Here is a 24,234-nt window from a genome sequence, read left to right on the forward strand (position 1 = left end):
GTGCCGCGAAAGGGCGTATTATGGTGAAACAGCGCGTTTCCGCCCAGTCCGCCGGGTCACCGGCGGCGGCGTTCACATGCTGTTCCGGCCCGTGCCCCCGGGCGCAGGCCGGCACCGAACGGGCTGGTGCGGAAGATCCGGCCGTCAGCTCGGGAATATGCGCTGCATCTCCGACTTGAAATGCGCCCAGGTCAGGCTGGCGCTGTTGCCCGCGTAGCCCTCGTAATAGGACTTGCCGGTGGAGACGGGCAGACCGGCCCAGATCTTGGCCAGGTTCAGCATGAAGGTCTTGCGCGGCATTGCCGATGCTAGGAAGGCGCTGTAGCCGGCCTCCTCGATCAGCTGATGCGCCAGCTGGTCCTGCAGCTCCGGCGAGAAGCGGGCCTGCGGCTTCACCCCCTGGTGCTTGACCAGCCGCCGCAGCGTCGCGGGGATCATCTGATACCGCCCGATGGCATGGGGCTGGCCGGGGGTGGCGTCGATCCAGGCGTTGATCTCTGCAATGGTCATGCTTGTCGGCTTCTTCGGCGGTTTGCGTGAGGCGCCATACTGCACCGCATCATATTGCGCCTTGCCGGCCTCGGCGCTGGCGATCAGGTCCAGCAAGCGCTTGACGCTGGGCGGCGCCTTCAGGACCGGGGCGAACAGCCCCCCGCCGCTGCGGCCGCGGAACAGGCTGGCCGCGCCGGGGTTGAGCGACACCGCCCCGCGGCCTTGGTCCGCACCGGGCAGGGTGTCGGGCAGCAGGCTGGCAATTGCCTGCGGGGCCGACGCTGCGGATGGCGCCGGGCCTGGCATCGGGGCAGAGGCCTTTTGCAGGAAGAACTGGTTGCCGACCAGAGAATAGCCTTGCGCGCTGACGGCGGCTGCGGTGCACAGCAGCAAGGCCAGAAACGTCATTATCAGGGCAAGGGCGCTCATTCTGAGGGGCATGTGAACCTGCATTCTGCGGTATCTCGTCAGCCGGCAGCCTGCCGCAGCGAAGTTGAGATTCCGTTTATCTCCCGTACGCCGCCTCTTCCGCCCCTTGGAAATAGCGGCTAGAGGAGGCCTATGCTCTCTTATCAGCACATCTATCACGCCGGAAACCTGGCCGACGTTCAGAAGCACGCGCTGCTTGCCTGGATGCTGGCGTATCTCACCCGCAAGGACAAACCGGTCAGCTATATTGAGACCCACGCGGGCCGGGGTCTCTATCAGCTGGACGCGCCCGAAGCGGTCAAGACAGGCGAGGCAGAACAGGGCATCACCAAGGTTCTGGCAGAGCAGGGGCTGGCGGCGGACCATCCGCTGCACCGCGCCCTGTCGGAGACCCGCAAGGCGCATGGCGCGGCCGCCTATCCCGGATCACCGCTGATTGCAGCCTCGCTGCTGCGCCCGGGTGACGCGCTTCATTTCGCCGAACTGCACCCGCAGGAAAACGCCGCATTGCGCGCCGCGCTGAAACCCTGGAAGGCCAAGGTGCACCAGCAGGACGGGTTTGAGCTGGCCATGTCGCTGGCACCGCCAACCCCGCGACGCGGCCTGTTGCTGATCGACCCCAGTTACGAGATCAAATCCGACTATGCCCGCATCCCCGGCATCATCGGCCAGCTGCACAAGAAGTGGAACGTCGGCGTCATCGCCCTGTGGTATCCGATCCTGAAGGACGGCAGCCACAAGCAGATGCTGAAGGCGCTGGAAAGCCAAGGGCTGCCTGATGCGCTGCGCCACGAGGTGTCCTTTCCGCCGGTGCGCGAAGGCCACCGGATGGTGGGCAGCGGCATGTTCGTGGTCAACGCGCCTTATGGCGCGGCCGAGGAAGCCGCGCGGATTTCGGCGCTGTTCGACGCGGTTTCGCGCAGGTAACCCCGGATCGCGCGCTCCACCCGCTGGACCAGCGCGGCACTGCCAGCCTCGCCGGCAAAGGCCGCGGCATTGATCATCCCCTTGGCAATGGCCACCACGTCGCCCGCCTCCTGCAGCCCGGCATCCGGGGCAAACCGGCGGATGGTGTCCAGAACGATCTGCGCCATCTCCTCTGCCAGCGCAGCGGTTTCCGGTGCCAGCTGCAAGTGCTGTTCGGCGTATTCCGCCTCCATCGCCAGCCGCGGCCGCTCGAACTGATGCCGCATCCCGGCGGCCAGCAGTTCCCGCAATGCCGCCTCCGGCGGCGCATCGCGGCAGCGCGCTGCGGCGTCCCGCATCCAGCCCAGCAGCTCTGCCCGCTTGCTGCGCAGCACGGCGGCCTGCACCGCCTCCTTGTTGGGGAAATACTGGTAGAGCGAGCCGATGCTGACGCCGGCCCGGTCGGCAATCGCATTTGTTGTCAAACCCTCGCGCCCCGACGTTTCCAGAATGCGAGCCGCCGCCTCCACGATCGCCTCCTGGGTGGCGCGGGAACGGGCCTGGCGCGCTTGTTTTCTTGGGCTGTGCATTGCGGGTGACTTCCTGCCGGGAACGCGAGTTGAGAATGCGAGCAATCCTTCACATTCTTTTAGGCGAAGGCAACATCCCGGAGGTTCCCCGATGAAAATGACCATCTTCCTGCTGCTCAACGCCTCCCCCGGCTGGCTGCGCCTCAGCCGCGCGGAACGCGGGCGCATCGCCGCTGCCGGGCTGGAGCCCTTCACCCGAAACGGGCTGTCGCTGCGCCATTTCGATGCCGAGGCGTTTCATGCGGACTGCAGCGATGTGGCGATGATCGAGGCGGAAACGCCGGAGGCCTACTATTTTGCCATTGAGCAGCTGCGGGACACCGATCTGATCGCCGAGGGCTACTTCACGATCACCGGGATCATCCCGTCTTTTGAAAACGGCTTCCGCACCTACGAGGCCGCCCATGCGGTTTGACGGCAAACGTATCCTGATCACAGGCGCCTCCCGCGGGATCGGGCGGGCGCTGGCATTGCAGCTGGCGGCAGAAGGCGCAGAGGTTCTGGCGCTGGCGCGCGGCAGCAAAGCGCTGGACGATCTGCCAGAGGGCATTGAGCGGCTGGCCTGCGACCTGACAGACAGCCGCGCGCGCACTGCGCTGATTGCCGGGCTGCAGGGGCAGCGGCTGGACGGGGTGATCAACAACGCGGGCATTCAGATCACCGCTGATTTTGCCAATGGCACTGCGGACGCGCAGGACATCGAGCAGGAGCTGGCGGTGAACCTGACAGCGCCCATGCATCTTGCCGCCGGGCTGCTTCCGGTTCTGGCGTGCTCGCCAGGCAGCTTCCTGGTCAATGTGACCTCCGGCCTTGCCCTGGCCCCGAAACGGCAGGCGCCGGTCTACTGCGCCTCCAAGGCGGGCCTGCGCAGCTTCACCCGGGCCCTTCGTTACCAAGCCGAAGACGCAGGGCTGCGCGTGCGCATCATCGACTGTGTTATGGTGCTGGCTGCGACGCAGATGACCGCCGGGCGCGGTCGCGGCAAGATCAGCCCCAACGCCGCCGCCGCCTTGCTGGACGGGGCCGCTGCAGGCAAAAGCGAAATCTGGGTTGGTCAGATGAAGCTGCTGCGGCTGATCCACCGCCTCTCACCGGCGCTGGCAGCCCGCATCCTGCGCGGCTGAGGTTTTGCAAACAGCTTTGAAATCCAGCGCTTTCCCGCTACGCTTTTCATCAGGGAGGGCGCGACATGGAACGCAGGCTGGCCGCCGTGCTGGCGGCGGATATGGTTGGCTACAGCCGCCTGATGGACGTGGACGAGCAGGGCACGCTGGCCCGCCTTCGCACCCACCGGATCGAATTGATCGATCCTGCGATCTCCAAGAACCGCGGTTCCATCATCAAGACCACCGGCGACGGGATGCTGGTCGAGTTTCCCAGCGTCTGCGACGCGGTGGCCTGCGCCGCCGAGGTGCAGGACAGGATGCGCCGCCGCAATGCCGATGTGGCGCCCGATAAACGCATCCAGTTCCGGGTCGGCGTGAATCTCGGCGATATCATCTTTGACGGCGGCGACATCTACGGCAGCGGCGTTAATGTGGCGGCAAGGCTGGAGCAGTTTGCCGGCACCGGGGACGTCTGCATCTCTGCCGCCGTTTACGATCAGGTCCGCCGCATGGGTCAGCTGCAGTTTGAGGATCTGGGGCCGCAGCACCTCAAGAACATTGCGGAACCGGTGCAGGTCTACCGGCTGCTTCTGGAGGAAGATGCTGCCGGTGCCGCACCGGACCCGGATCAAAGCACGGCGGAGCCGGTTGCCGTGGTCAAACCCTCCATCGCGGTGCTGCCCTTTGCCAATATGAGCGGCGACCCGGAGCAGGAGTTCTTCGCCGACGGGCTGACAGAGGACATCCTGACCGAACTCAGCCGCCGCCACGAGCTGTTCGTGATCTCCCGAAACTCCTCCTTTGTCTACAAGGGGCAGGCGGTGAACATCCGTGAAGTGGCGGAGAAACTCGGCGCCCGCTACATCGTTGAAGGCAGCGTGCGAAAAGGGGGCAACCGGCTGCGGATCACCGTGCAGCTGATCGACAGCTGCAACGATTCCCATATCTGGGCGGAAAAGTACGACCGCACGCTCGACGACATATTCGATATCCAGGACGAGGTGACATCGGCCATCGTCGCCACCCTGCCGGGGCGGATCGAAGCCGCCCAGCAGGATGAGGTCTCGCGCAAGAAACCCGCCAGCCTCGCGGCCTATGAATGCGTGCTGGCCGCCAAGGTGCTGCATCACCGCAGCACCCGCGAGGACAACATCAAAGCGATGGAGCTTATCGACCGCGCGGTGGAGCTGGACCCGGAGTTTGCCCACGCCCACGCCTGGCGCGGCTGCATCCGCGGCCAGGCCTGGGGGTATGGCTGGTGCGACGATCCCGAGGAAATGCTGCAGCTGGCGCTGGAGTCGATCCAGAAAGCCGCGTCGATGGACGACAATGATGCGGACGTGCACCGGCTGATGGCGGCGGTTTCCATCCTGCAGGACAATCTTGACCAGGCAAAGTACCACCAGGAACGCGCCCTGTCGCTGAACCCTAATTATGATCTGGTTGTTGTGCAGATGGGCGAGCTGCTGACCTGGCAGGGACGGCCGGAGGAGGGCGCGGAATGGATCGAGAAGGCGATGCGCCTCAACCCGCATTTCCCGGTCCGCTTCTGGAGCCATCTCGGCAAGGCGCATTTCACTGCCCGCCTGTACCAAGAGGCGCTGACAGATTTCAAACGCCTCCCGTCAATGGATGCGGTGCAGACTGCCTTGGTTGCCGCCTGCCACAGCTGGATGGGCGATGTGCAGCAGGCACAGGACTGCGTGGCGCAGATCCGGGTGTTGCAGCCGGACGCCACGGCGGAGGCTTTGCTGGCCGGTCTGCATTACGGCCGCAGCGAGGACAAGGAGCATTTCACTGAAGGGCTGCGCAAGGCCGGGCTGGAATAGGCCGCTGCCAGTGCAAAGCAAAAGGGCGCCGCAGCGGGCGCCCTTTCTCTTTCAATGGAGCCTGGCTCAGGCGAGATCCTTGTAGGAAATCTCCTTGGTGTCAGCACCTTCGCCCACCCGGCCGCGGCGCACGATCAGGCGGTTCAGCGCGTTCACATAGGCCTTGGCCGAGGCCACAACCGTGTCGGTGTTGGCGCTTTCGCCGGTGGCGATGTTGCCGTCCTCTTCCAGCCGCACAGAGACGGTTGCCTGCGCGTCGGTGCCCTCGGTGACCGCATGCACCTGATAAAGCTGCAGGCGGGCGGTGTTCGGATAGATCTTGCGGATCGCCTTAAAAGTTGCATCCACCGGCCCGTCGCCCTCGGCGGTCTCGGTGACGTCCTTGCCGTCGATCTCCATCTCAACGGTGGATTCCGCCGGGCCGCCGGTGCCGCAGACCACTTTCATCGAGACGATCTTGAGGTGGTCGTTCTCCGCGTCGGTGCCGATACGCATCAGCGCGATCAAGTCGTCGTCGAACACTTCTTTCTTGCGGTCGGCCAGCTCTTTGAAGCGGACAAAGACGTCCTTCAGCTGGTTGTCGCCCACCTCATAGCCGAGGTGCTCCAGCTTGTCGCGCAGCGCCGCGCGGCCGGAATGCTTGCCCAAGGGCAGCGAAGTGCCGGAGAGGCCGATGTCCTCGGGCCGCATGATTTCGAAGTTCTCGCGGTTCTTCAGCATGCCGTCCTGGTGGATGCCGCTTTCATGGGCAAAGGCGTTCTTGCCGACAATCGCCTTGTTCGGCTGCACCACGAAGCCGGACACGGTCGAGACCCGGCGCGAGATATGCATGATCTTGGTGGTGTCGATGCCGGTGTGCCAAGGCATGATGTCATTGCGCGTCTTCAGCGCCATCACAACTTCCTCAAGCGCGGTGTTGCCCGCCCGCTCGCCGAGGCCGTTGATGGTGCATTCGATCTGGCGCGCACCGCCGGCCACGGCTGCCAGCGCGTTGGCGGTCGCCATCCCGAGGTCGTTGTGGCAATGGGTGGCAAAGACCACCTCGTCGGCGCCCGGCACGGTCTCGATCAGGCGCTTGATCAGATCGGCGCTTTCCGCAGGCGCGGTATAGCCGACGGTGTCGGGGATGTTGATGGTGGTGGCGCCGGCCTTGATCGCGATCTCGATAACCCGGCACAGGTAATCCCACTCGGTCCGGGTCGCATCCATCGGCGACCACTGCACGTTATCGACCAGGTTGCGGGCATGGGTCACGGTCTCGTGGATCTTGTCCGCCATCTCATCCATGGTGAGGTTCGGGATGGCGCGGTGCAGCGGCGAGGTGCCGATGAAGGTGTGGATGCGCGGCTGCGCAGCCTTACGCACCGCTTCGGCGCAGCGGTCGATGTCCTTGAAGTTGGCGCGCGCCAGGCCGCAGATCACCGCGTTCTTGGAGCGTTCGGCAATCTCGGACACGGCGGCAAAGTCGCCTTCGGAGGCAATCGGGAAGCCGGCCTCGATGATGTCCACGCCCATCTCGTCCAGAAGCTCGGCAATCTCCAGCTTCTCGTCATGGGTCATGGTGGCGCCGGGGCTCTGTTCGCCGTCGCGCAGGGTGGTGTCGAAAATCAATACACGGGATTTGTCGCCGGAAATCGGGGATGCGTTGGTCATGATGGTATCTCTTGTCTCTGTCCTAGGCCCTTCCAGGGCATTCATAGCCTTCGATGGCGCGCGTGCGGCAATCCTCTGAGCGGGCGCGCCGGAAGGGCACGCTCAGAGGCGGGCTAGGATCAGTAGGGCGCGCAGAGCTGCACCGCGGGACGCGGCGGCGGCAAGGGTGATATCTGCGCAAATGGTCATGGCAGGGATTTATACAGAGGTGCCGCCGAATGGAAAGAGGATTCTGGCCCCGTTGCAGTGCCTGGCGGCCGCTGCCCGGCTCCGGTATGCGGCTGCATGCGGTAAGTTCAAGACAATGTTGAAAAAAGCGTATAATATAAGTAACAGCCGCAGGCAGTTTCAATGCGGCAGTTTGTCCGCACCGCGATATTTTTTGCGTGGAAACGGCTATTGGGGCTTGCGCTGGCAGAGATGATGGCGTTGACGGCCCGGATCCGGCGCTCCTGAAGAAGAAAGCGCCATCGATAGGAGGAAACAGTGTCAAACAAAATTGTCCTTGGATATGACGACAGCGAGGCCGCCAAATCGGCGCTTGCTTTTGCCGTCAGCCTTGCCAAAGCGCAAGGGGCGGAGCTGGTGATTGCGCATGTGCTGGATTGGTCGCCCTATTCCTTCCTGACCCCGGAAGAGATCGAACAGCGCCACAAGCGCCGCGCAGAAGAGCTGAAGCGCGCAGAGGATGCGCTGCTGGCTCCGGTGCGCAAAAGCCTGGCGGACAGCGGTGTCACCGTTTCCACAGAGCTGAAGTACGGCCACATCGCTGAGACTCTGATCGATGTGATCAAGGAAAGCGGCGCCAGCCATCTGATCATTGGCCGCACCGGCCATTCGGCGCTGTCGTCGCGGCTGTTCGGCTCGGTCGCGGGCACCCTGGCGCAGGCCGCGCCGGTCCCGGTCACCATTGTTCCGTAAAGATAAACTCAGAGGACAGTCATGAGTAAATCAATCAAGGCGGCAGCCCTGTCTGCACCGCTGCTGCTGGCGGCAACCGCTCCGGCGATGGCACAATCCGTCGACGAGCGGGTCAATGAGCTGTTTGCCAGCTCCACCGGCTGGTTCGTCAACCTGATCTTCAGCCCGTTTCCCGGCACCAGCTTCCCCTGGATCGTGGCCTGGCTGGTTGTCGCGGCCACCGTGTTCACCATCTACTTCGGCCTGATCCAGTTCCGCGCCTTCCCGCACTCGATTGCGCTGGTCAAAGGCGACTACGCCGACCCCAATGACGCGGGCGAGGTCAGCCACTTCCAGGCGCTGGCAACCGCGCTCTCCGGCACCGTCGGCCTCGGCAACATCGCCGGCGTTGCGGTGGCAGTCGGCATCGGCGGCCCGGGCGCAACCTTCTGGATGATCCTGGCCGGCCTGATGGGCATGGCCTCCAAGTTCACCGAATGCACGCTGGGCGTCAAATACCGCAATGAGTTCGAAGACGGCCACGTCTCCGGCGGCCCGATGTACTACATGACCAAGGGCTTTGCCGAACGCGGCCTGCCGATGGGCAAGTTCCTGGCGGTGCTGTTCTCGGTGTTCTGCATTCTCGGCGCCCTGGGCGGCGGCAACATGTTCCAGGCCAACCAGGCGCACGCGCAGATCACCAATGTGGTCGGCCAGTATCCGGGCTGGATCACCGGCGTCGTGTTCGCCGCGGTGGTGTTTGCGGTGATCGTGGGCGGCCTCAAGTCGATTGCCCGCGTGACCGAAAAAGTGGTTCCCTTCATGGGCATCATGTATGTGGCAGCCGCGATCGTCATCCTAGGCATGAACGCCGACAAGATCGGCTGGGCTTTCGGTCAGATCTTCGAAGGCGCCTTCACCGGCCTCGGCATCGCCGGCGGCATGGTTGGCGCGCTGATCCAGGGCTTCAAGCGGGCGGCGTTCTCCAACGAGGCCGGCGTCGGCTCCGCAGCCATCGCCCACTCCGCCGTGCGCACCAAGGAGCCGATCACCGAAGGTTTCGTGTCGCTGCTGGAACCTTTCATCGACACCGTGGTGATCTGCACCATGACCGCGCTGGTGATCATCATCACCGGCCAGCTGATCCAGGACCCGAACACCGGCCTCTACCTGCTGGATGAAGGCGCAAGCACCATTCAGACCATTGACGGCAACAAAGGCGTGGCGCTGACCTCGGCGGCCTTCTCCTCGGCCTTCGGCTGGTTCCAGTACGTGCTGGCGCTGGCGGTGATCCTGTTCGCCTTCTCCACCATGATCAGCTGGTCCTACTACGGCCTCAAGGCCTGGACCTTCCTGTTCGGCGAAGGCCAGACCACCGAACTGGTGTTCAAGGTGATCTTCTGCATCTTCGTGGTGATCGGCGCGGCGGCCAACCTCGGCCCGGTGATCGACTTCTCCGACGCGGCAATCTTTGCCATGGCGGTGGTCAACATCATCGCGCTCTACTTCCTGATGCCGATCGTCAAGAAAGAGCTGAACAGCTATCTGTCGCGCCTGAAGTCGGGTGAGATCAAGAAATTCGTCTGACAGGCCCCGGCCTGACCGCAGACGAAACTGAAAAAAAACAGGCCTCTCCGGATATCCGGGGAGGCCTTCTTCTTTTTCGCTTACAGCTTGACGCAGTCCTCCACGATCCGGCGCAGCCCGGCGATCTGGCCGGGCAGGGCATCGGCCTGTGACTGGCAGAACCCGATCAGCAGGCCCCGGCACTGCTTTTCCGGATCATGCGGCGACAGCGGCCGCACGCCATAGCCCGCCTCTGCCGCGCGACGGCAGATTTCGGTGTCGTCCCGCATCCCCTTCAGGTGAAAAGCGATCTGCATGCCGGCATTGTGGCGATGGAAATGCCCCAGGGGCTCCGGCCAGCCCGCCAGCGCATCAGCCGCCGCGGCATAGCGTTCCGCATACAGCCTGCGGGCGCGGCGGATGTGGCGGTCGTACTGGCCCGATGCCATGAACTCAGCCAGCGGCCGCTGCGCGGTGATGGCGGCGCCTGCGCTGGGATGGATGAACTGTGACCGGAATTGCGGCACCAGCGCCGGCGGCAGGATCGCATAGCCCAGTCGCAGCGCATGGGAAAACGTCTTGGAAAACGTGCCGACGTAGATGCACCGCCCCTCGCGGTCCAGCGCGGCCATCGCAGGCACCGGCTGGCCGCCATAGCGGAACTCGCTGTCGAAATTATCCTCGATGATCCAGCCGCCCCGGTCCTTGGCAGCCTGCAGAAAGGCCTGCCGCTGCGGCACCGGCAGGGTGCCCCCAAGCGGGAACTGATGCGAGGGCGTCAGCAGCGTCACCCTGGCCATCTGCCGCGGCACCTCAGCCCCGCGCGCGCCTGCCTGCAGCCAGCGCACCTGCCAGCCGCGGGCCTGGGCAAACCGCTGGGTGGGGGTAAAACCGGGGGCCTCCAGCGCGATATCCTCGCCGCCGACCAGAAACTCCATCGCCAGCTCAAGCGCCTCGCGCGCGCCGCTGGTCACCAGCACCTGTTCTGCGCTGCAGGCGATGCCCCGCCAGCGCGCCGCATAGGCTGCAATCTCGCGCCGCAGGTCCGGGTCGCCAAAGGCATCCTCCTGATGGCTCAGGCTCAGCGGGTCCATCCTTGCCACACGTGAAACACAGCGCGCCCAGGGGCGGGCCGGAAAAACCCCAGGATCCGGCACCCCGGGCAGCAGCATGCCGGGCGCTGGCGGCGGCACCGCCGCAACGGAGCTGGACGGAACCTCCGGCGGCCGGATCGGCGCCACATCGCAGACAAAGATCCCGGCGCCGCGCCGCGCCTCGGCGAAGCCCTCGGCCACCAACTGGTCATAGGCTGTCACCACGGTGGAGCGTGCCACCCCCAGATCCTGCGCCAGCGCCCGGGACGAGGGCAGGCGGGTGCCGATGCCCAGGCTGCCGCCGCTGATCTGACGGCGCAGCGCCGCAACGATCTGCAGATAGACAGGCTCTGCGCTGCGCTTGGACAGCAGACTGGAGAGGTCAATCATACTGGACTGCTCATTTTGTCAAAAACTGGAAGTTAATCACAATCCAGTTTGCGCATATCCGTCACCGGGAACAACAAGAAACATGAGGTGAGCCAATGCGCCAACCCGAAGAAGCAACAGCCCTGAAGTCCGGCCGCAGCCGTTTGCGCCGCGCCCACGAGCGCGGCCTTTATGACCGCGAGAGTGTCTACCAAGTGCTCGACGCCATGCCGCTGGCCCATATCGGTTACCAGATCGATGGCGCCACTTCGGTGCTGCCGACCCTGCAATGGCGCGAGGGCGATCATGTCTACTGGCACGGCTCCGCCGCCAGCCGCGCAATCCGGGCAATGGCGGGGGCGGAGGTCTGCCTGAGTGTCACCTGCATGGACGGCTACGTGCTGGCCCGCTCCGCCTTCCACCATTCCGTCAACTTCCGCTCCGCGATGCTGTTCGGGGTGGCGGAGCAGGTCGCGGATGAGGACGCCAAGGCTGCCAGCCTCAAGGCGATGGTGGACCGTATCTTCCCCGGCCGCTGGGAGACCCTGCGCCCGATGAACGCACAGGAGTTGAAGGCAACCGCGGTGCTCAGGATGCCGATCGAGGAAGGCGCCGCCAAGATCCGCTCCGGCCCGCCCAAGGATGATGAGGAGGACTACGCCCTGCCGATCTGGGCCGGCGTGGTGCCGATGGGGCTGGAGTTGAAGCCGCCGCAACCCGATCCGGCCAATCTGGAGGGCGTGGCGATGCCCGACCACCTGAGCCGCATCCGCATCGGCTGAAATGAAAAGGCGCGCCGTCCTGGCGCGCCTTTTTTGATCATTCCGGTTTACTCGGTCTGGGCGGTGTCCCCGGCTCCGCTGGTGACCAGCGCGCCGTTTTCCCAGGTGCCGTCCGCCTGCTGGCCGCTGGCGTATCTCATCGTGCCCGGTCCCTGGCGCTTGCCGTTGACAAAGCTGCCTTCGTAGACGTCGCCATTGGCATAGGTCGCCACGCCCTGGCCGTAAATCTTGCCTTCGCGCCATTCGCCCTCATAGGTGAAACCGTCAGGCATCACGATCTTGCCCTGCCCGTGGCGCTGGCTATCGGCGAATTCGCCGGTGTAGACCGACCCGTCCGCATAGGTCACCGTGGCCTCGCCGTGGCGCTGCCCGTCCTGCCAGCCGCCCTCGTAGCGGTAGCCGTCGGCATAGGTCATCACCCCTTGGCCGTCGTTTTTGGCGTTCTTGAAGCCGCCGGTGTAAATGATGCCGCTGGGGTAGGTGGCGGTGCCTTCGCCCTCGATCACCCCGGCCACCCAGTCGCCTTCGTAGGTGGAGCCGTCGGGATAGGTGATCTTGCCTTTGCCCTCTGCCAGGTCATCGCGGAAATCGCCTTCATAGACAGAGCCGTCGGGGTAGATCATCTTGCCCTTGCCCTCGATCTGCCCCTTCACCCATTGGCCGGTATAGCTGTATCCGTCTTTCTCGGTGATGGTGCCGGTGCCATGGCGCTGATCATTCAGAAAGTCACCGGCATAGATATCGCCATTGGCATAGGTCTGCTTGCCGGTGCCGTGGCGGCGGCCTTTCTGCAGTTCGCCCTCGTAGATGTCGCCATTGGGCTGCGACAGCCTGCCGGTGCCGTGCATCTGGCTGGCGGCCCATTCGCCCTCGTAGACCAGCCCGTCAGAGGTCTCCAGCTTGCCCTGGCCCTGCAGCTGGCCATCCGCGACGGAGCCCTCATAGACGGTGCCTTCGGCATAGGTGATCCTGGCTAGGCCTTCCTGGCGGCCCTCCACCCAGTCGCCGTCATAGGTATAGCCGTCGGGCGACGTCATCACGCCCTTGCCGTGCCGCTTGCCATTGGCAAAGCTGCCCTGATAGCGCACTCCGCTGGCATAGACCGAGGTGCCGTCGCCATGGATCTGCCCGTCCTGCCAGCCGCCCTCGTAGGTGCTGCCGTCGGCGCGGGTCAGCTTGCCCAGCCCGTGCGGTTTTCCCTGCGCGAACTCGCCCTCATAGACCGATCCGTCCGGGAACCGCGCCACGCCCTGGCCGCGCACCTCGCCGTCGACCCACTCGCCGGTGTATTCATAGCCGTTCGGCAGCTTGTAGGTGCCGGTGCCGTGCTGCAGCCCGTTGCGGAAGGTGCCCTCATAGACGCCGCCGATCTCGTCCTGGGTGGTGATGACCTCGCCTTCCTGCGCAATAGCCGGGGCGGCCAGTGCCAGGAGTGTGGAAAGCGCGAATGCGGTGCCGAAACGGGTCATTCAAAACCTCTGCCTGCCCAGGAATTACGGTGCTGCTGCCATTTAGGGTTGCTTGCCCGGAAACTAAGCTACCGCAGGCGGGGCCGCAATGTCTTTTCCCTGGCCTGCCGCCCTTGCCCTTTTCCTTGGCGGTCAATCTGGTAAATGGCTGAGGGAGGATATTTGCAAAGGGCCCAAGCAGCATGGCAGACCGTTTCCGCGTGACACTGGCGCAGCTGAACCCGACAGTGGGCGATCTGGCAGGCAACGCCGCCAAGGCCCGCGCCGCCTGGGAGGAAGGCCGCAAGGCCGGCGCCGATCTGGTGGCGCTGCCGGAAATGTTCATCACCGGCTACAATACCCAGGACCTGGTGATGAAACCGGCCTTTCACACCGCCGCCATTGCCCAGGTAGAGAAACTGGCAGCGGACTGCGCCGACGGCCCGGCGCTGGCCATCGGCAGCTCCTGGGTCGAGGGCGCCCAGCTTTACAACGCCTATTTGATTCTGAAAGGCGGCAAGATCGCCTCACGCAGCCTCAAGCACCACCTGCCCAATGAAACCGTGTTCGACGAGGTGCGGATCTTCAATGCAGGCCCGCTGGGCGGCCCCTATGCGGTCGGCAACACCCGCATCGGCTCCCCCATCTGCGAGGACGGCTGGCACGAGGATGTCGCGGAAACCCTTGCAGAGACCGGCGCAGAGTTCCTGCTGATCCCCAACGGTTCGCCCTATTTCCGCAACAAGATGGAAGTGCGCTTCAACCACATGGTGGCGCGCGCGGTCGAAACCCACCTGCCGGTGATCTATCTGAACATGGTGGGCGGCCAGGATGACCAGGTGTTCGACGGCGGCTCCTTCGTCCTCAACCCGGGCGGCGCACTGGCGCTGCAGATGCCGGTGTTCGACGAATGTTTTGCCCATCTCGACCTGGAACGCACCGATGAAGGCTGGCGCGCGGTCGAGGGCGAGAAGGCGCATCTGCCGGATGAGTGGGAGCAGGACTACCGGGTGATGGTGGAATCGCTGCGCGACTATCTGCGCAAGAGCGGTTTCAAAAAGGTGCTGCTGGGCCTGTCCGGCGGCGTGGACTCTGCCATTGTCGCCGCCATCGCCGTCGATGCCATCGGCGCCGAAAACGTCCGCTGCGTGATGCTGCCGTCCGAATACACCAGCCGGGAATCGCTCGACGATGCCGAAGCCGTCGCCAAGGCGCTGGGCGTGCATTACGACTATGTCCCGATCTCCGAGGGCCGCGCCGCCATCACCAACACGCTGGCGCCGCTGTTCGAAGGGATGGAGCCGGGTCTGACGGAGGAAAACATCCAGTCCCGCCTGCGCGGCCTCTTGCTGATGGCGATGTCCAACAAGTTCGGGGAAATGCTGCTGACAACCGGCAACAAGTCCGAGGTCGCAGTGGGCTATGCCACCATCTACGGCGACATGAACGGCGGCTACAACCCGATCAAGGATCTGTACAAGACCCGCGTGTTCGAAACCTGCCGCTGGCGCAATGCCAACCACCGCCCCTGGATGATGGGGCCGGCGGGCGAGGTGATCCGCCCCAACGTGATCGACAAGCCGCCCACTGCCGAGCTGCGCGAGGACCAGAAGGACAGCGACAGCCTGCCGGATTATCCTGAGCTTGATGCAATTCTGGACATTCTGGTCGATCAGGATGGCTCAATCGCAGATTGCGTTGCGGCGGGATATGACCGCGATACCGCCAAGCGGGTCGAGCATCTGGTTTACATCAGCGAATACAAGCGCTTCCAATCCGCCCCCGGTGCCCGGCTGACCCGGCGCGCGTTCTGGCTGGACCGCCGTTATCCGATCGTGAACCGCTGGCGCGACCCGTCCTGAGGATTGTTGTAACCATCTGATAGCGCTGGCGTTTTCGCGCAGTTCAAGATGGCGCTGTGCCGCTTCCGGCGGCGGCAATACCCTGATATGCGGCGCAAAAATCACAATGGCGTAATGCGGCGCAGTGCGTGTCGCATGCGCGCTGGACCGGCAGTCTGGGTCCGGGCATAGATGCCCTTATGCCCGGACCCAGACTGCCTCATTTCCAATCCGATCTGGCCTTGCCCAAGGCCGTCGACGCCGTGGTTATCGGCGGCGGCATCATTGGCTGCAGCACTGCGCTGGAGCTGGCTGAACGCGGCTATTCCGTGCTGCTGTGCGAAAAGGGGCAGATCGCGGGCGAGCAGAGCTCGCGCAACTGGGGGTGGGTGCGCATCGCCTGCCGCGACCCGCGCGAAATTCCCCTGATGGCGGAATCGCTGCGCCTGTGGGAGGGGCTGGCGGAACGCACCGGGCAGGAAACGGGTTTCACCCGCGCCGGCATTCTCTACACCGCGGAAACCGCCAAGCGGGAGGCCCAGCTGGAGCGCTGGCTGCGCAATCTCGACGGCTGGGGGCAGGGCGCCCGTATGGTCCGCGGCGATCAGCTGGCGCAGCTGATGCCCGGGCATCAGACCAAGGTGCACGCCGCGCTTCACACTCCGATGGATGGCCGCGCCGAGCCGCAGCTGGCAACCCATGCGATTGCCTCTGCGGCACAGGCCGCAGGCGCCAGGGTGATGAGCGAATGCGCAGTGCGCAGCGTGGAAACCGCTGCGGGCCGGATCAGCGGCGTGATGACAGAACGCGGCCGTGTTGCCTGCTCCGCTGTTGTCGTTGCCGGCGGCGCCTGGTCGCGGCTGTTCCTGGGCAATGCGGGCGTGAACCTGCCGCAGCTCAAGGTGCTGAACTCGGTGCTGCGCACCTCGCCGGTGCAGGGCGGGCCGGAAACCGCGGTGCGCAGCGGCAATCTCGGCCTGCGCAAACGGGCCGATGGCGGCTACACGGTGTCGGACGCGATGGAGAACGTGGTCGACATCGTTCCCGACAGTTTCCGCTTGGGGTGGAAATACCTGCCCAGCCTGCACCAGGAATGGCGGGCGCTGCAATTCCGCATCTCCGGCCGCTGGGCAGAGGAGGCCGCTCAGGCGCACCGCTGGGACCCGCAAAGCACCACGCCTTTTGAACAGTGCCGCGTTCTGGACCCGGCCCCTTCGCAGAAAGCGCTGAAGAGCGGCTGGGCCGCCGCGCAAAAGGCCTTCCCGGTGCTGCAGGGCGCCGACGTGGTGCAAAGCTGGGCCGGGCTGATGGATGTGACCCCGGATGCGATCCCGGTGATTTCGCAGGTGGACAGCCTGCCCGGGCTGTTTGTCTCCACCGGGTTCTCCGGCCACGGCTTCGGCATCGGCCCCGCCGCCGGGCGGCTGACTGCTGACCTTGTCACCGGCAGCACCCCGGTTGTCGACGCGCGCGAATTCCGCCTTTCCCGGTTCTTGGACGGCAGCAAATACGGGCCGCAAACCGGCTATTGATCAGCACAGGGTGCCCACTCAGCTGGCAGCCTGGCAGCACCTGCGGGCGCCGCCGCGGCGGGGCTTTGCGGAACCGGTCGCGCGCAAGAGCGGCGGCGCAAACCCTTATACATTTCCGCGCGCCGCGCTATCCTCACTGCAGGAGGGCGGGCAAATGAGCCAGAACAAGACAGCCCCGACGGGCGCCAGTGTTGAAGACTTCCTGCAATCGGTGGAGCCTGAGCGAAAGGCGGTCGAGGTGCAGGAGCTGGACCGGTTGTTCCGCAACGCGACCGGGTATCAGCCGCAAATGTGGGGACCGTCCATCGTCGGCTACGGCCGTTATCACTACCGCTACGCCAGCGGACGGGAAGGCGACTACCTGGCCACCGGATTTTCGCCGCGCAAGGCGCGCCATTCCATCTACATCATGCCAGGCTATCAGGACTACGGCAGCATCCTTGCCCGCCTGGGCAAGCTCAAGCTGGGCAAAAGCTGCCTCTATGTGAACAGGCTTGCCGATATCGACCTCGATGTGCTGGGTGAGCTGATCCGCGCGGGCCTCAAGGACCTCAATGCAATCTGGCCTGTGCAGCCGGAGTAACCTGGCATCATCTTTCCAAAAATACTTGCGCCGCAGGCCCCCGCCGAAGGGGCGTTAACCCTCGCGAAACTGGACAAACCGTGGCCCATGTGACAAGGGGCAGGGCAACAGGAGACTCGTGATGACCACCACCCGTTTTGCCCCGTCGCCGACCGGCTATATCCACGTTGGCAACCTGCGCACCGCGCTGATGAACTACCTGATCGCCCGCAAGGCCGGCGGCACCTTCATCCTGCGCATCGACGACACCGACCCGGAGCGGTCGAAGGAAGAGTACGTCGATGCGATCAAGCAGGATCTGGAGTGGCTGGGCCTGACCTGGGACAAGGTGGAGCGCCAGTCCGAGCGCCTCGACCGCTATGTCGCTGCGGCGGAAAAGCTGCGGGAGATCGGCCGTTTCTACGAGGCTTTCGAGACCCCGACCGAGCTGGACCTGAAGCGCAAGAAGCAGCTGAACATGGGCAAGCCGCCGGTCTATGACCGCGCCGCTCTGAACCTGTCCGATGACGAGAAAGCTGCGCTCCGCGCCGAGCGCGGCGACGGCGTCTGGCGCTTCAAGCTGGACCATCAGCGCATCGAATGGACCGACGGCATCCTGGGCGACATCTCCATCGACGCGGCCTCGGTCTCCGACCCGGTGCTGATCCGCGGCGACGGCCAGTTCCTTTACACCTTGGCCTCGGTGGTCGATGACACCGAAATGGGCGTGACCCATGTGGTGCGCGGCTCCGACCACGTCACCAACACAGCGACCCAGATCCAGATCATCGAGGCGCTGGGCGGCTCCGTGCCCTCCTTCGCCCACCACTCGCTGCTGACCGGCCCGCAGGGCGAGGCGCTGTCCAAGCGTCTGGGCACCCTGGCGCTGCGCGACCTGCGCGAGGCCGGCGTGCAGCCGATGGCGCTCCTCAGCCTGATGGCGCGCCTGGGCTCCTCCGACCCGGTGGAGCTGCGCTCGGAACTGGCAGAGCTGATCGACGGTTTCGACATCAACCGCTTTGGCGCTGCGCCGACCAAGTTCGATGTCGAGGATCTCTATCCGCTGACCGCCCGCCACCTGCAGTCGCTGCCGCTGGAGGCCGTGCAAGGCCATGTGGACGCGCTGGGCGTGCCGACTGAGAAACAGGCAGCCTTCTGGGACATGGCCAAGGAAAACATCACCACGCTCAAGGATCTCGCGGGCTGGTGGGAGCTCTGCCGCGACGGCGCCGAGCCGCTGGTCGCGGATGAGGACAAGGACTTCATCGCCGAGGCGATGGCGCTGCTGCCCGAAGGCCCCTACGACAGCGAAAGCTGGGGCAAATGGACCGCTGCGGTGAAAGAGGCGACGGGCCGCAAGGGCAAGGGCCTGTTCATGCCGCTGCGCAAAGCCGTCACCGGCATGGAGCGCGGCCCCGACATGTCCGCGCTGCTGGCGCTGATGGAAACCGTGCGCGCCCGCGGCTGATGCCTGACACATCCTGATGTAAAAAAGGCGGTGCCTGATGGCGCCGCCTTTTTTCTGTCCGGAAGGGCTGGGTGCGGGCGGGTCAGCCCCAGCGGCCGTCCCGGACCTCCTGGCACATTTCTTTGGCCGCCTTGGCCATGTCCGGATTCGGATGGCCGCCAAGCGCATCCAGCGACTTTTCCATCCAGCGCATCACCGAAGGCGAGTCGCTGCCGCAGCGGGCAATCGGCGGAAAGGCGCAGCGCAGCAGATGCTTGGCGGTGACCGGCGGGATGCTGACATTCGGATAATCCGCCTCGCGGGTATCGCTGGTCTCATCCGCAGGCATGTTCTCCCACAACAGCCGTTCCAGCCGCCCCATCACCTCGATTGCGGTGCCGGGATCATTGACGCCGGGCGACAGCGCCCGCTGCGCGGTCTCCGCCAGCAGGGTGAGGCCAAAGGACGGGTCCTGGTCGAAACTGCGCACGTCGCCGATGTCGATCGCGGCAGAGGCCGCCTTGCAGAAATCATTGTCCCCGGCCGTGGACCAGGCCACCGGCTGGCCGCGCAGGATGTATTCCCCCGGCGCCCGCGCCAGGGTGATCTGCGTGCCGGCCTCCTCCGCCAGCTCATTGAGCCGCGACAGCCCGGCATAGCGGACAAAGCCGCTTTCGGCGGCAGGGATGTCCACGGCGTCCGCGGGTCTGGCGTCTTCGCGCGCGCAAAGGCCGCCGAGGCAGGGCTTGTCCATCCGCGCTTTCAGGCTGGCGCGGGTGCGGTCCTCGATCAGCCGCAGGGTGTGGTCCATGCTGCCGAGGCCCGACAAATGATCGATCCAGCGCAGGATGGCGCCGACGATCAGCACCACCACGATGATGGTAAGTCCGAACACCACCAGCGCGCCTTCCGGTGTGAAATAGCGGGCGCGGAACAGGATTACCGCGCTCAGCGAATAGATGAAGCCGCTGACAAAGGTGGCCAGCACCCTGTGGGTGACGGTGTCCTCCAGCAGCAGCCGGTAGACCCGCGGCGTCGCCATCGCAGCGGCGGCGCGGTAGGCGCTGACCATGACGTTCAGCGAAAAGGTGGTGACCGCCAGCATGCCCGACGCCAGGATCGTCAGCACCGGCAGCACTGCCTCGCGCCCGAAATCCTTGCTCAGGTTGTCCGGCAGCAGCGGTTTCGCCAGCGGCGCCAGCAGCAGCGCCAGCACCGAAATCAGGGAAATCAGGACAACCCGGAACCAGAGCTGCCGCGCAATCCGGCCCAGGTGCAGCAATAGCTTTTCAATCATGGCCCCCAGACTATGCGGCGCGCCCCGGTGCTGTCGATCAGTTCATCGAACATTTTGCGCTCCGCCGGCGCAACCGCCTGGTGGCGGGGGTAGCGCGGTGCCGCACGGTCGTCCAGGATCGGCGCATCCCAGCCGTCGGTGGTCTCCACGAACCCCTTCAGCCCGGCCTCTCCGAACACCCGCAGATAGCCCTGCAGCACCACATCCAGATAGCTGAGCAGGACCGGGTGGCGCTCGGTGACGCCGTTCTGCCTGTCCGCCGCCACCGCATATACGGAAATCTCGGGGCTGCCGTTCAGCCCGTGCTGCACCCTGTCAGAGGCCGGCAGCCGCTCATAGGCAAACTCGCGCTCGTCCAGCGCCGCCCAGTCGCCGCCGGGCACCTCGGCGATCAGCCCGTCGATTTCGCTGTCCGCACAGGGCACAGCGGTCAGGAATGCCACCTCTCGCAAGGACGTATGCACCCAGGCCCGCCGCCAGCCGCGCAGCCGGGCGGGCGCCGCGCCGCCATAGGAATGGGTCGCTGTGTTCACCAGGCTGCCATAGCCAAAGAAGTAAGGAGCGGTCATTTCTAGCGCCTTTCAGCCGCATTTCCGGTTATTGATGTATGTCAAACTGCTTTTTCCGCTTTTGTGCAATAACCGATGCATCTTAGCTGCGGGAGCGACCCATGCGCATTACCAAAAGGACCAACATTGCCGTGCGGCTGCTGATGTACTGCGCCGCCCACGAAGACCGCCTGGTGACCAAGGCCGAGATTGCAGAGTGCTGTAATATCTCGGAAAACCATCTGGCGCAGGTGATCAACCAGCTCAGCCAGCTCGGCTACCTCGCCACCCAGCGCGGCCGCAACGGCGGCATGAACCTGGGCAAGCCCGCGGCAGAGATTCGCATCGGCGACGTGTTCCGCGATGTCGAGGGCAACCTGCCGATGGTGGAATGCTTTGCCGACGCGGACAATACCTGCCCGCTGTCCGATGCCTGCCGTCTCAAGGTGGCGCTGGCGGATGCGGCGCAGGCCTTCTATGCCTCGCTGGACGATATCTCGCTCGAGGCGCTGGTCTGCGACAACCACGACCTGATGCGGCTCCTGCAGCCGGTTTCCTGCGGCGCCCGCTAGGCGCGCACCGCAGATCCGGTCATTCGCGTGCACGCAGGATGCGGGCGGGCTTGGCGGCCAGCGGCCGCAGCGCAAAGGCCAGCCCGGCCAGCAGCGTCGTCAGCACCCCGCCTGAGATCACCATCAGCGCATTGGGCCAGATCACCGCATAGCCGGTTTCGAACACATAGGCATTGATCGCCCAGGCCCCGGCAATGCCCGCGGCCAAGGCAACCAGCCCCGCCGCCGCGCCCAACAGGGCTGCGCGCAGGGCAAAGCTTGCCAGGATCTGCTTGCGCGGCGCGCCCAGTGTTTTCAGCAGCGCCGCCTCATACCGCCTTGCAGGCTCCCCCGCAGCCGCGGTGCCCAGCAGCACCAGGAACCCGGTCAGCAGCGTCGCCGCCGCGCCATAGGCAGTGGCCGCCGCCAGCTGCCGCAGGATGTCCGACACCCGGTCGATGGCATCGCGCATCCGGATCGCGGTGATATTCGGCATTTCCCGCGCCAGATCGCGCAGGATCGCCGCCTCTGCCTGTTCCTCGGCATAGACGGTGGCAATGAAACTGTGCGGTGCGCCCGCCAGCGCGGCCTCGTTCAGCACCATCACAAACCCCATTCCGGCGGTGGAGAAATCCACGTTGCGGAAACTGGTGATGGTGCCGGTGATGTCGCGGCCCAGGATGTTCAGCGTCAGCGTGTCGCCCAGCTTGAGCCCCAGTTCCTCGGCCTCCTCGGCGGCAAAGCTGATCTGCGGCTCGCCGGAATAATCCTCCGGCCACCACTCGCCCGCTGTGACCTCTGTCGCCTCCGGCTGGGCGGCGGCATAGGTGATGCCGCGGTCGCCGCGCACCACCCAGTGATCGCCCGCAACCTCGGTGGCGGGCTGTCCGTTGATCCGGGTCAGCACCCCACGCAGCATCGGCGCATTTTCCACCCGCGTGACGGAGGGGTCGTTCTCCACCCGCTCGAGGAACGCGGGCATCTGGCTGCGCTGAATATCAACAAAGAAATAGCTCGGCGCCACATCCGGCAGATTGCCTGCAATCGCCCGGCGCATGTTGCCGTCGATCTGGCCGATGGCGGCCAGCACCGTCAGCCCCAGCCCTAGCGCCAGCACCGCGGGCACGGCACCATCACGCGCGCTGCCAATGGACGACAGCGCCCACCGCAGGGCAGGGCGCCCGCGCGACGCCCCGGTGCCGCGGCGCGCGAGGAATCCGATCCCCAGCGCTGCAACCAGCAGCACCATCAGCGCCCCCATCAGCCCGCCCGCGGTCCACAGCGTCAGCTGCGCCGAGCCGCTGAACCAGGCCGCCAGCCCCACCAGCGCCGCCAGCGCCACCCCGGTCGCCAGCAGATAGCGCGGTGCGGGCAGCCTTGTGCGGCTGGCAAAGGCATCCCGGAACAGGGAGGCCGCGCGGATGCGTTCCGCCCGCGCCAGCGGCCACAGGGCAAAGATGAAAGCGGTCAGCACGCCGTAAATCGCGGCCTCCGCCAGCGCCGAGGGATAGAGCGAAAACACCGCTGGAAAAGGCAGCTGCGCTGCGATCAGCGGCCCCAGCAGCAGCGGCAGCACGCCGCCCAGAACCAGCCCGATGCCGACCCCGACCAGCGTCAGCGCGCCGATCTGCAGGAAGTAGGTGAGGAAAATTGTCTGCCGCTCCGCCCCCAGTGTGCGCAGGGTGGCAATGGTGGCTGTCTTGGTTGCCAGATACGCGCGCACGGCAGCAGAGACGCCAACGCCGCCTACTGCAAGACCGGAAAGCCCCACCAGCACCAGGAACCCGCCCAGCCGCTCGACAAAGGAAGTGATCCCCGGCGCGCCGTTCCTGGCATCGCGCCAGCGCATGCCGGTGGTTTCAAAGAGGCCCTCTGCCTCTGCCTGCAGGGCGGTCAAATTGCTGCCCGCAGGCAGCTCCATCCGGTATTTTGTGTCAAATATGGTGCCGGGCTCCAGCAGGCCAGAGCCTCCCAGGTCTGCCGTCCGCACCATCGTGCGCGGCCCCAGCTCAAAGCCGGAGGCGGCTGCATCCGGTTCCAGTGCGATCATCGCCATCAGCCGGAAATCCTGGGTGCCAAGCCGGAAGATATCCCCGGGCTGCAGCCCCAAACGGTCCGCCAGCACCCGGTCCATCACCCCGCCGGGCAACCCGTCCGCACCCGCCAGCGCGGCGTCCAGCGGCATCTCCGGCGCCAGCTTGATCTCGCCTTTCAAGGGATAGAGACCATCCACCGCCTTCACCTGTGTCAGTCCGCGCTCCTCGCCCACGGTGGCCATGGAGCGGAACTCGGCAATCTCGGAATGGCGCAGCGCGGTCCGCTCCAGCCAGGCGCGCTCGTCTTCAGTGGCAAAGCGGTAGGTGAAATTCAGCTCGGCATCGCCGCCCAGGATGGTGGCGCCCTCGCGCTCCAGCCCGGTCTCGATCGACGCGCGGATCGAGCCGATGGCGGCAATCACCCCGACCCCCAGCGCCAGGCAGGCGAGGAAGATGCGGAACCCCTTCAGGCCGCCGCGCAGCTCGCGCAGGGCAAAGCGCCAGGCGAGGCGGAAGGCCGCAGCATTCATTCCGCAGCCTCGCGCGCCGCGGCGTCATCCACCCGTCCGTCGCGCAGCCGCACCACCCGGTCGCAGCGTGATGCCAATTCCGGCGCATGGGTCACCATCACCAGCGTCGCGCCATAGCGGTCGCGAAGCCCGAACAGCAGGTCCATCACCGCGGCGCCGTTTGCCTCATCCAGGTTGCCGGTGGGTTCATCCGCCAGCAGAATTGCAGGCCGCGGCGCCAAGGCGCGCGCCAGCGCCACCCGCTGCTGCTCGCCGCCCGACATCTGCGCCGGGAAGTGGCCCGCGCGGTGGCCCAATCCTACCGCTTCCAGCTCTGCCTGGGCGCGGGGAAAGGCATCCTTGACGCCTGCCAGCTCCAAGGGCGTCGCCACGTTTTCCAGCGCGGTCATGGTCGGGATCAGGTGAAAGCTCTGGAACACCACCCCCATGTTGTTGCGGCGGAACCGCGCCAGCGCGTCCTCGTCCATCGCGGTCAGGTCCTGGCCCAGGGCAGTGACCGCGCCGCCGGTCGCCTGTTCCAGCCCGCCCATTAGCATCAGGAGCGACGACTTGCCCGATCCGGACGGCCCCACCAGCCCCAATGTCTCCCCCTGCTGCACGTCCAGCGAGATGCCGTGCAAAATCTCCACCGGGCCGGTATTGCTATTCAGGGTCAAACTCGCATCTAAGAGATGCAGAACGGGGCTGTTTTGATCGGTCATCGGGCCTGCCTGTTGGATGCACCTA

At 65.4% G+C, this 24,234-nt stretch carries 21 protein-coding genes; 12 read left to right on the forward strand and 9 right to left on the reverse strand.

Annotated elements, in window-relative coordinates; genetic code table 11:
* Positions 1 to 144: 144 nt before the first annotated feature.
* Positions 145 to 900, reverse strand: a complete 756-nt coding sequence (locus tag KUW17_RS18535; RefSeq protein ID WP_261397279.1) for a hypothetical protein — start codon at positions 898 to 900, stop codon at positions 145 to 147.
* Between the two features lie 153 nt (positions 901 to 1,053).
* On the opposite strand from KUW17_RS18535, the gene KUW17_RS18540 reads away from it, so the two are divergent.
* Positions 1,054 to 1,848: a 23S rRNA (adenine(2030)-N(6))-methyltransferase RlmJ gene (locus tag KUW17_RS18540; RefSeq protein WP_222481784.1), complete on the forward strand. Its 795-nt coding sequence runs from the start codon at positions 1,054 to 1,056 to the stop codon at positions 1,846 to 1,848.
* Here the strand turns inward: KUW17_RS18540 and KUW17_RS18545 are convergent.
* Positions 1,785 to 2,417: a TetR/AcrR family transcriptional regulator gene (locus tag KUW17_RS18545; RefSeq protein WP_222481785.1), complete on the reverse strand. Its 633-nt coding sequence runs from the start codon at positions 2,415 to 2,417 to the stop codon at positions 1,785 to 1,787. The genes KUW17_RS18540 and KUW17_RS18545 overlap by 64 nt on opposite strands.
* Before the next feature lie 91 nt (positions 2,418 to 2,508).
* Between KUW17_RS18545 and KUW17_RS18550 the strand changes: the two genes are divergently transcribed.
* The 3 genes from KUW17_RS18550 to KUW17_RS18560 all read left to right on the forward strand — a co-directional run bounded on the left by KUW17_RS18550 (position 2,509) and on the right by KUW17_RS18560 (position 5,352).
* A complete protein-coding gene (locus KUW17_RS18550; RefSeq protein ID WP_222481786.1) occupies positions 2,509 to 2,832 on the forward strand; it encodes a darcynin family protein in 324 nt (107 codons plus the stop codon).
* Positions 2,822 to 3,541, forward strand: a complete 720-nt coding sequence (locus KUW17_RS18555) for an SDR family NAD(P)-dependent oxidoreductase (RefSeq protein WP_222481787.1) — start codon at positions 2,822 to 2,824, stop codon at positions 3,539 to 3,541. Before KUW17_RS18550 ends, KUW17_RS18555 begins: the two co-directional genes overlap by 11 nt.
* A gap of 65 nt (positions 3,542 to 3,606) precedes the next feature.
* Positions 3,607 to 5,352, forward strand: coding sequence for an adenylate/guanylate cyclase domain-containing protein (locus tag KUW17_RS18560; RefSeq protein ID WP_222481788.1), 1,746 nt, complete (start codon positions 3,607 to 3,609; stop codon positions 5,350 to 5,352).
* Between the two features lie 66 nt (positions 5,353 to 5,418).
* Here KUW17_RS18560 and KUW17_RS18565 read toward each other — a convergent pair whose 3' ends face one another.
* The gene (locus tag KUW17_RS18565) at positions 5,419 to 7,005 is read right to left on the reverse strand and encodes a 2-isopropylmalate synthase (RefSeq protein ID WP_222481789.1); all 1,587 of its coding nucleotides are present in this window, start codon (positions 7,003 to 7,005) and stop codon (positions 5,419 to 5,421) included.
* A gap of 486 nt (positions 7,006 to 7,491) precedes the next feature.
* Here KUW17_RS18565 and KUW17_RS18570 point away from each other — a divergent pair, with 486 nt between their 5' ends.
* Positions 7,492 to 7,926 (forward strand): universal stress protein, encoded by a 435-nt coding sequence (locus KUW17_RS18570; protein ID WP_222481790.1) that lies wholly within the window; start codon positions 7,492 to 7,494, stop codon positions 7,924 to 7,926.
* 21 nt (positions 7,927 to 7,947) lie between these two features.
* A complete protein-coding gene (locus tag KUW17_RS18575) occupies positions 7,948 to 9,492 on the forward strand; it encodes an alanine/glycine:cation symporter family protein (protein WP_222481791.1) in 1,545 nt (514 codons plus the stop codon).
* An 80-nt stretch (positions 9,493 to 9,572) separates the two neighbouring features.
* Here the strand turns inward: KUW17_RS18575 and KUW17_RS18580 are convergent, their stop codons facing one another.
* A complete protein-coding gene (locus tag KUW17_RS18580) occupies positions 9,573 to 10,955 on the reverse strand; it encodes a PLP-dependent aminotransferase family protein (RefSeq protein ID WP_222481792.1) in 1,383 nt (460 codons plus the stop codon).
* Positions 10,956 to 11,050: 95 nt separating this feature from the next.
* Here KUW17_RS18580 and KUW17_RS18585 point away from each other — a divergent pair, with 95 nt between their 5' ends.
* The gene (locus tag KUW17_RS18585) at positions 11,051 to 11,716 is read left to right on the forward strand and encodes a pyridoxamine 5'-phosphate oxidase family protein (protein ID WP_222481793.1); all 666 of its coding nucleotides are present in this window, start codon (positions 11,051 to 11,053) and stop codon (positions 11,714 to 11,716) included.
* Positions 11,717 to 11,763: 47 nt separating this feature from the next.
* On the opposite strand, the gene KUW17_RS18590 is transcribed toward KUW17_RS18585, so the two are convergent.
* The gene (locus tag KUW17_RS18590) at positions 11,764 to 13,185 is read right to left on the reverse strand and encodes an MORN repeat-containing protein (RefSeq protein ID WP_222481794.1); all 1,422 of its coding nucleotides are present in this window, start codon (positions 13,183 to 13,185) and stop codon (positions 11,764 to 11,766) included.
* A 182-nt stretch (positions 13,186 to 13,367) separates the two neighbouring features.
* Between KUW17_RS18590 and KUW17_RS18595 the strand changes: the two genes are divergently transcribed.
* From KUW17_RS18595 to gltX, 4 genes are all read left to right on the forward strand, one after another.
* A complete protein-coding gene (locus KUW17_RS18595) occupies positions 13,368 to 15,026 on the forward strand; it encodes an NAD+ synthase (RefSeq protein ID WP_222481795.1) in 1,659 nt (552 codons plus the stop codon).
* A gap of 179 nt (positions 15,027 to 15,205) precedes the next feature.
* Positions 15,206 to 16,537, forward strand: coding sequence for an NAD(P)/FAD-dependent oxidoreductase (locus tag KUW17_RS18600; protein WP_222481796.1), 1,332 nt, complete (start codon positions 15,206 to 15,208; stop codon positions 16,535 to 16,537).
* A gap of 154 nt (positions 16,538 to 16,691) precedes the next feature.
* Positions 16,692 to 17,120: a DUF1801 domain-containing protein gene (locus KUW17_RS18605; protein WP_222481797.1), complete on the forward strand. Its 429-nt coding sequence runs from the start codon at positions 16,692 to 16,694 to the stop codon at positions 17,118 to 17,120.
* 121 nt (positions 17,121 to 17,241) lie between these two features.
* Positions 17,242 to 18,567, forward strand: a complete 1,326-nt coding sequence (gene gltX / locus KUW17_RS18610; protein WP_222481798.1) for a glutamate--tRNA ligase — start codon at positions 17,242 to 17,244, stop codon at positions 18,565 to 18,567.
* A gap of 82 nt (positions 18,568 to 18,649) precedes the next feature.
* Here the strand turns inward: gltX and KUW17_RS18615 are convergent, their stop codons facing one another.
* Both KUW17_RS18615 and KUW17_RS18620 read right to left on the reverse strand, forming a co-directional pair.
* Complete coding sequence (locus tag KUW17_RS18615) at positions 18,650 to 19,843, reverse strand: DUF2254 domain-containing protein (RefSeq protein WP_222481799.1); 1,194 nt, start codon at positions 19,841 to 19,843, stop codon at positions 18,650 to 18,652.
* On the reverse strand, positions 19,840 to 20,412 hold the full coding sequence (locus KUW17_RS18620; protein WP_222481800.1) for a gamma-glutamylcyclotransferase family protein: 573 nt from the start codon (positions 20,410 to 20,412) through the stop codon (positions 19,840 to 19,842). The genes KUW17_RS18615 and KUW17_RS18620 overlap by 4 nt, the downstream gene beginning before the upstream one ends.
* Before the next feature lie 101 nt (positions 20,413 to 20,513).
* Here KUW17_RS18620 and KUW17_RS18625 point away from each other — a divergent pair, with 101 nt between their 5' ends.
* Complete coding sequence (locus tag KUW17_RS18625) at positions 20,514 to 20,963, forward strand: RrF2 family transcriptional regulator (RefSeq protein WP_222481801.1); 450 nt, start codon at positions 20,514 to 20,516, stop codon at positions 20,961 to 20,963.
* Positions 20,964 to 20,982: 19 nt separating this feature from the next.
* Here the strand turns inward: KUW17_RS18625 and KUW17_RS18630 are convergent, their stop codons facing one another.
* Both KUW17_RS18630 and KUW17_RS18635 read right to left on the reverse strand, forming a co-directional pair.
* Positions 20,983 to 23,508, reverse strand: coding sequence for an ABC transporter permease (locus tag KUW17_RS18630; RefSeq protein WP_222481802.1), 2,526 nt, complete (start codon positions 23,506 to 23,508; stop codon positions 20,983 to 20,985).
* Positions 23,505 to 24,209, reverse strand: a complete 705-nt coding sequence (locus KUW17_RS18635; protein ID WP_222481803.1) for an ABC transporter ATP-binding protein — start codon at positions 24,207 to 24,209, stop codon at positions 23,505 to 23,507. Before KUW17_RS18635 ends, KUW17_RS18630 begins: the two co-directional genes overlap by 4 nt.
* Positions 24,210 to 24,234 lie beyond the last annotated feature (25 nt).

Origin of the sequence: Leisingera aquaemixtae (assembly GCF_019801145.1) — a bacterium.
GTDB classification, from domain to species: Bacteria; Pseudomonadota; Alphaproteobacteria; order Rhodobacterales; family Rhodobacteraceae; genus Leisingera; species Leisingera aquaemixtae_A.

Excerpts from the sequence above, each read along its gene's own strand:
- KUW17_RS18585 (WP_222481793.1), top strand. The coding sequence starts at position 11,051 with ATGCGCCAACCCGAAGAAGCAACAGCCCTGAAGTCCGGCCGCAGCCGT.
- KUW17_RS18575 (WP_222481791.1), top strand. The coding sequence starts at position 7,948 with ATGAGTAAATCAATCAAGGCGGCAGCCCTGTCTGCACCGCTGCTGCTG.
- KUW17_RS18565 (WP_222481789.1), bottom strand. The coding sequence starts at position 7,005 with ATGACCAACGCATCCCCGATTTCCGGCGACAAATCCCGTGTATTGATT.
- KUW17_RS18600 (WP_222481796.1), top strand. The coding sequence starts at position 15,206 with ATGCCCGGACCCAGACTGCCTCATTTCCAATCCGATCTGGCCTTGCCC.
- KUW17_RS18605 (WP_222481797.1), top strand. The coding sequence starts at position 16,692 with ATGAGCCAGAACAAGACAGCCCCGACGGGCGCCAGTGTTGAAGACTTC.
- KUW17_RS18535 (WP_261397279.1), bottom strand. The coding sequence starts at position 900 with ATGACGTTTCTGGCCTTGCTGCTGTGCACCGCAGCCGCCGTCAGCGCG.
- KUW17_RS18635 (WP_222481803.1), bottom strand. The coding sequence starts at position 24,209 with ATGACCGATCAAAACAGCCCCGTTCTGCATCTCTTAGATGCGAGTTTG.
- KUW17_RS18545 (WP_222481785.1), bottom strand. The coding sequence starts at position 2,417 with ATGCACAGCCCAAGAAAACAAGCGCGCCAGGCCCGTTCCCGCGCCACC.
- KUW17_RS18620 (WP_222481800.1), bottom strand. The coding sequence starts at position 20,412 with ATGACCGCTCCTTACTTCTTTGGCTATGGCAGCCTGGTGAACACAGCG.
- KUW17_RS18615 (WP_222481799.1), bottom strand. The coding sequence starts at position 19,843 with ATGATTGAAAAGCTATTGCTGCACCTGGGCCGGATTGCGCGGCAGCTC.
- KUW17_RS18540 (WP_222481784.1), top strand. The coding sequence starts at position 1,054 with ATGCTCTCTTATCAGCACATCTATCACGCCGGAAACCTGGCCGACGTT.
- KUW17_RS18590 (WP_222481794.1), bottom strand. The coding sequence starts at position 13,185 with ATGACCCGTTTCGGCACCGCATTCGCGCTTTCCACACTCCTGGCACTG.
- KUW17_RS18560 (WP_222481788.1), top strand. The coding sequence starts at position 3,607 with ATGGAACGCAGGCTGGCCGCCGTGCTGGCGGCGGATATGGTTGGCTAC.
- KUW17_RS18555 (WP_222481787.1), top strand. The coding sequence starts at position 2,822 with ATGCGGTTTGACGGCAAACGTATCCTGATCACAGGCGCCTCCCGCGGG.
- KUW17_RS18550 (WP_222481786.1), top strand. The coding sequence starts at position 2,509 with ATGAAAATGACCATCTTCCTGCTGCTCAACGCCTCCCCCGGCTGGCTG.
- KUW17_RS18580 (WP_222481792.1), bottom strand. The coding sequence starts at position 10,955 with ATGATTGACCTCTCCAGTCTGCTGTCCAAGCGCAGCGCAGAGCCTGTC.
- KUW17_RS18625 (WP_222481801.1), top strand. The coding sequence starts at position 20,514 with ATGCGCATTACCAAAAGGACCAACATTGCCGTGCGGCTGCTGATGTAC.
- gltX (WP_222481798.1), top strand. The coding sequence starts at position 17,242 with ATGACCACCACCCGTTTTGCCCCGTCGCCGACCGGCTATATCCACGTT.
- KUW17_RS18595 (WP_222481795.1), top strand. The coding sequence starts at position 13,368 with ATGGCAGACCGTTTCCGCGTGACACTGGCGCAGCTGAACCCGACAGTG.
- KUW17_RS18630 (WP_222481802.1), bottom strand. The coding sequence starts at position 23,508 with ATGAATGCTGCGGCCTTCCGCCTCGCCTGGCGCTTTGCCCTGCGCGAG.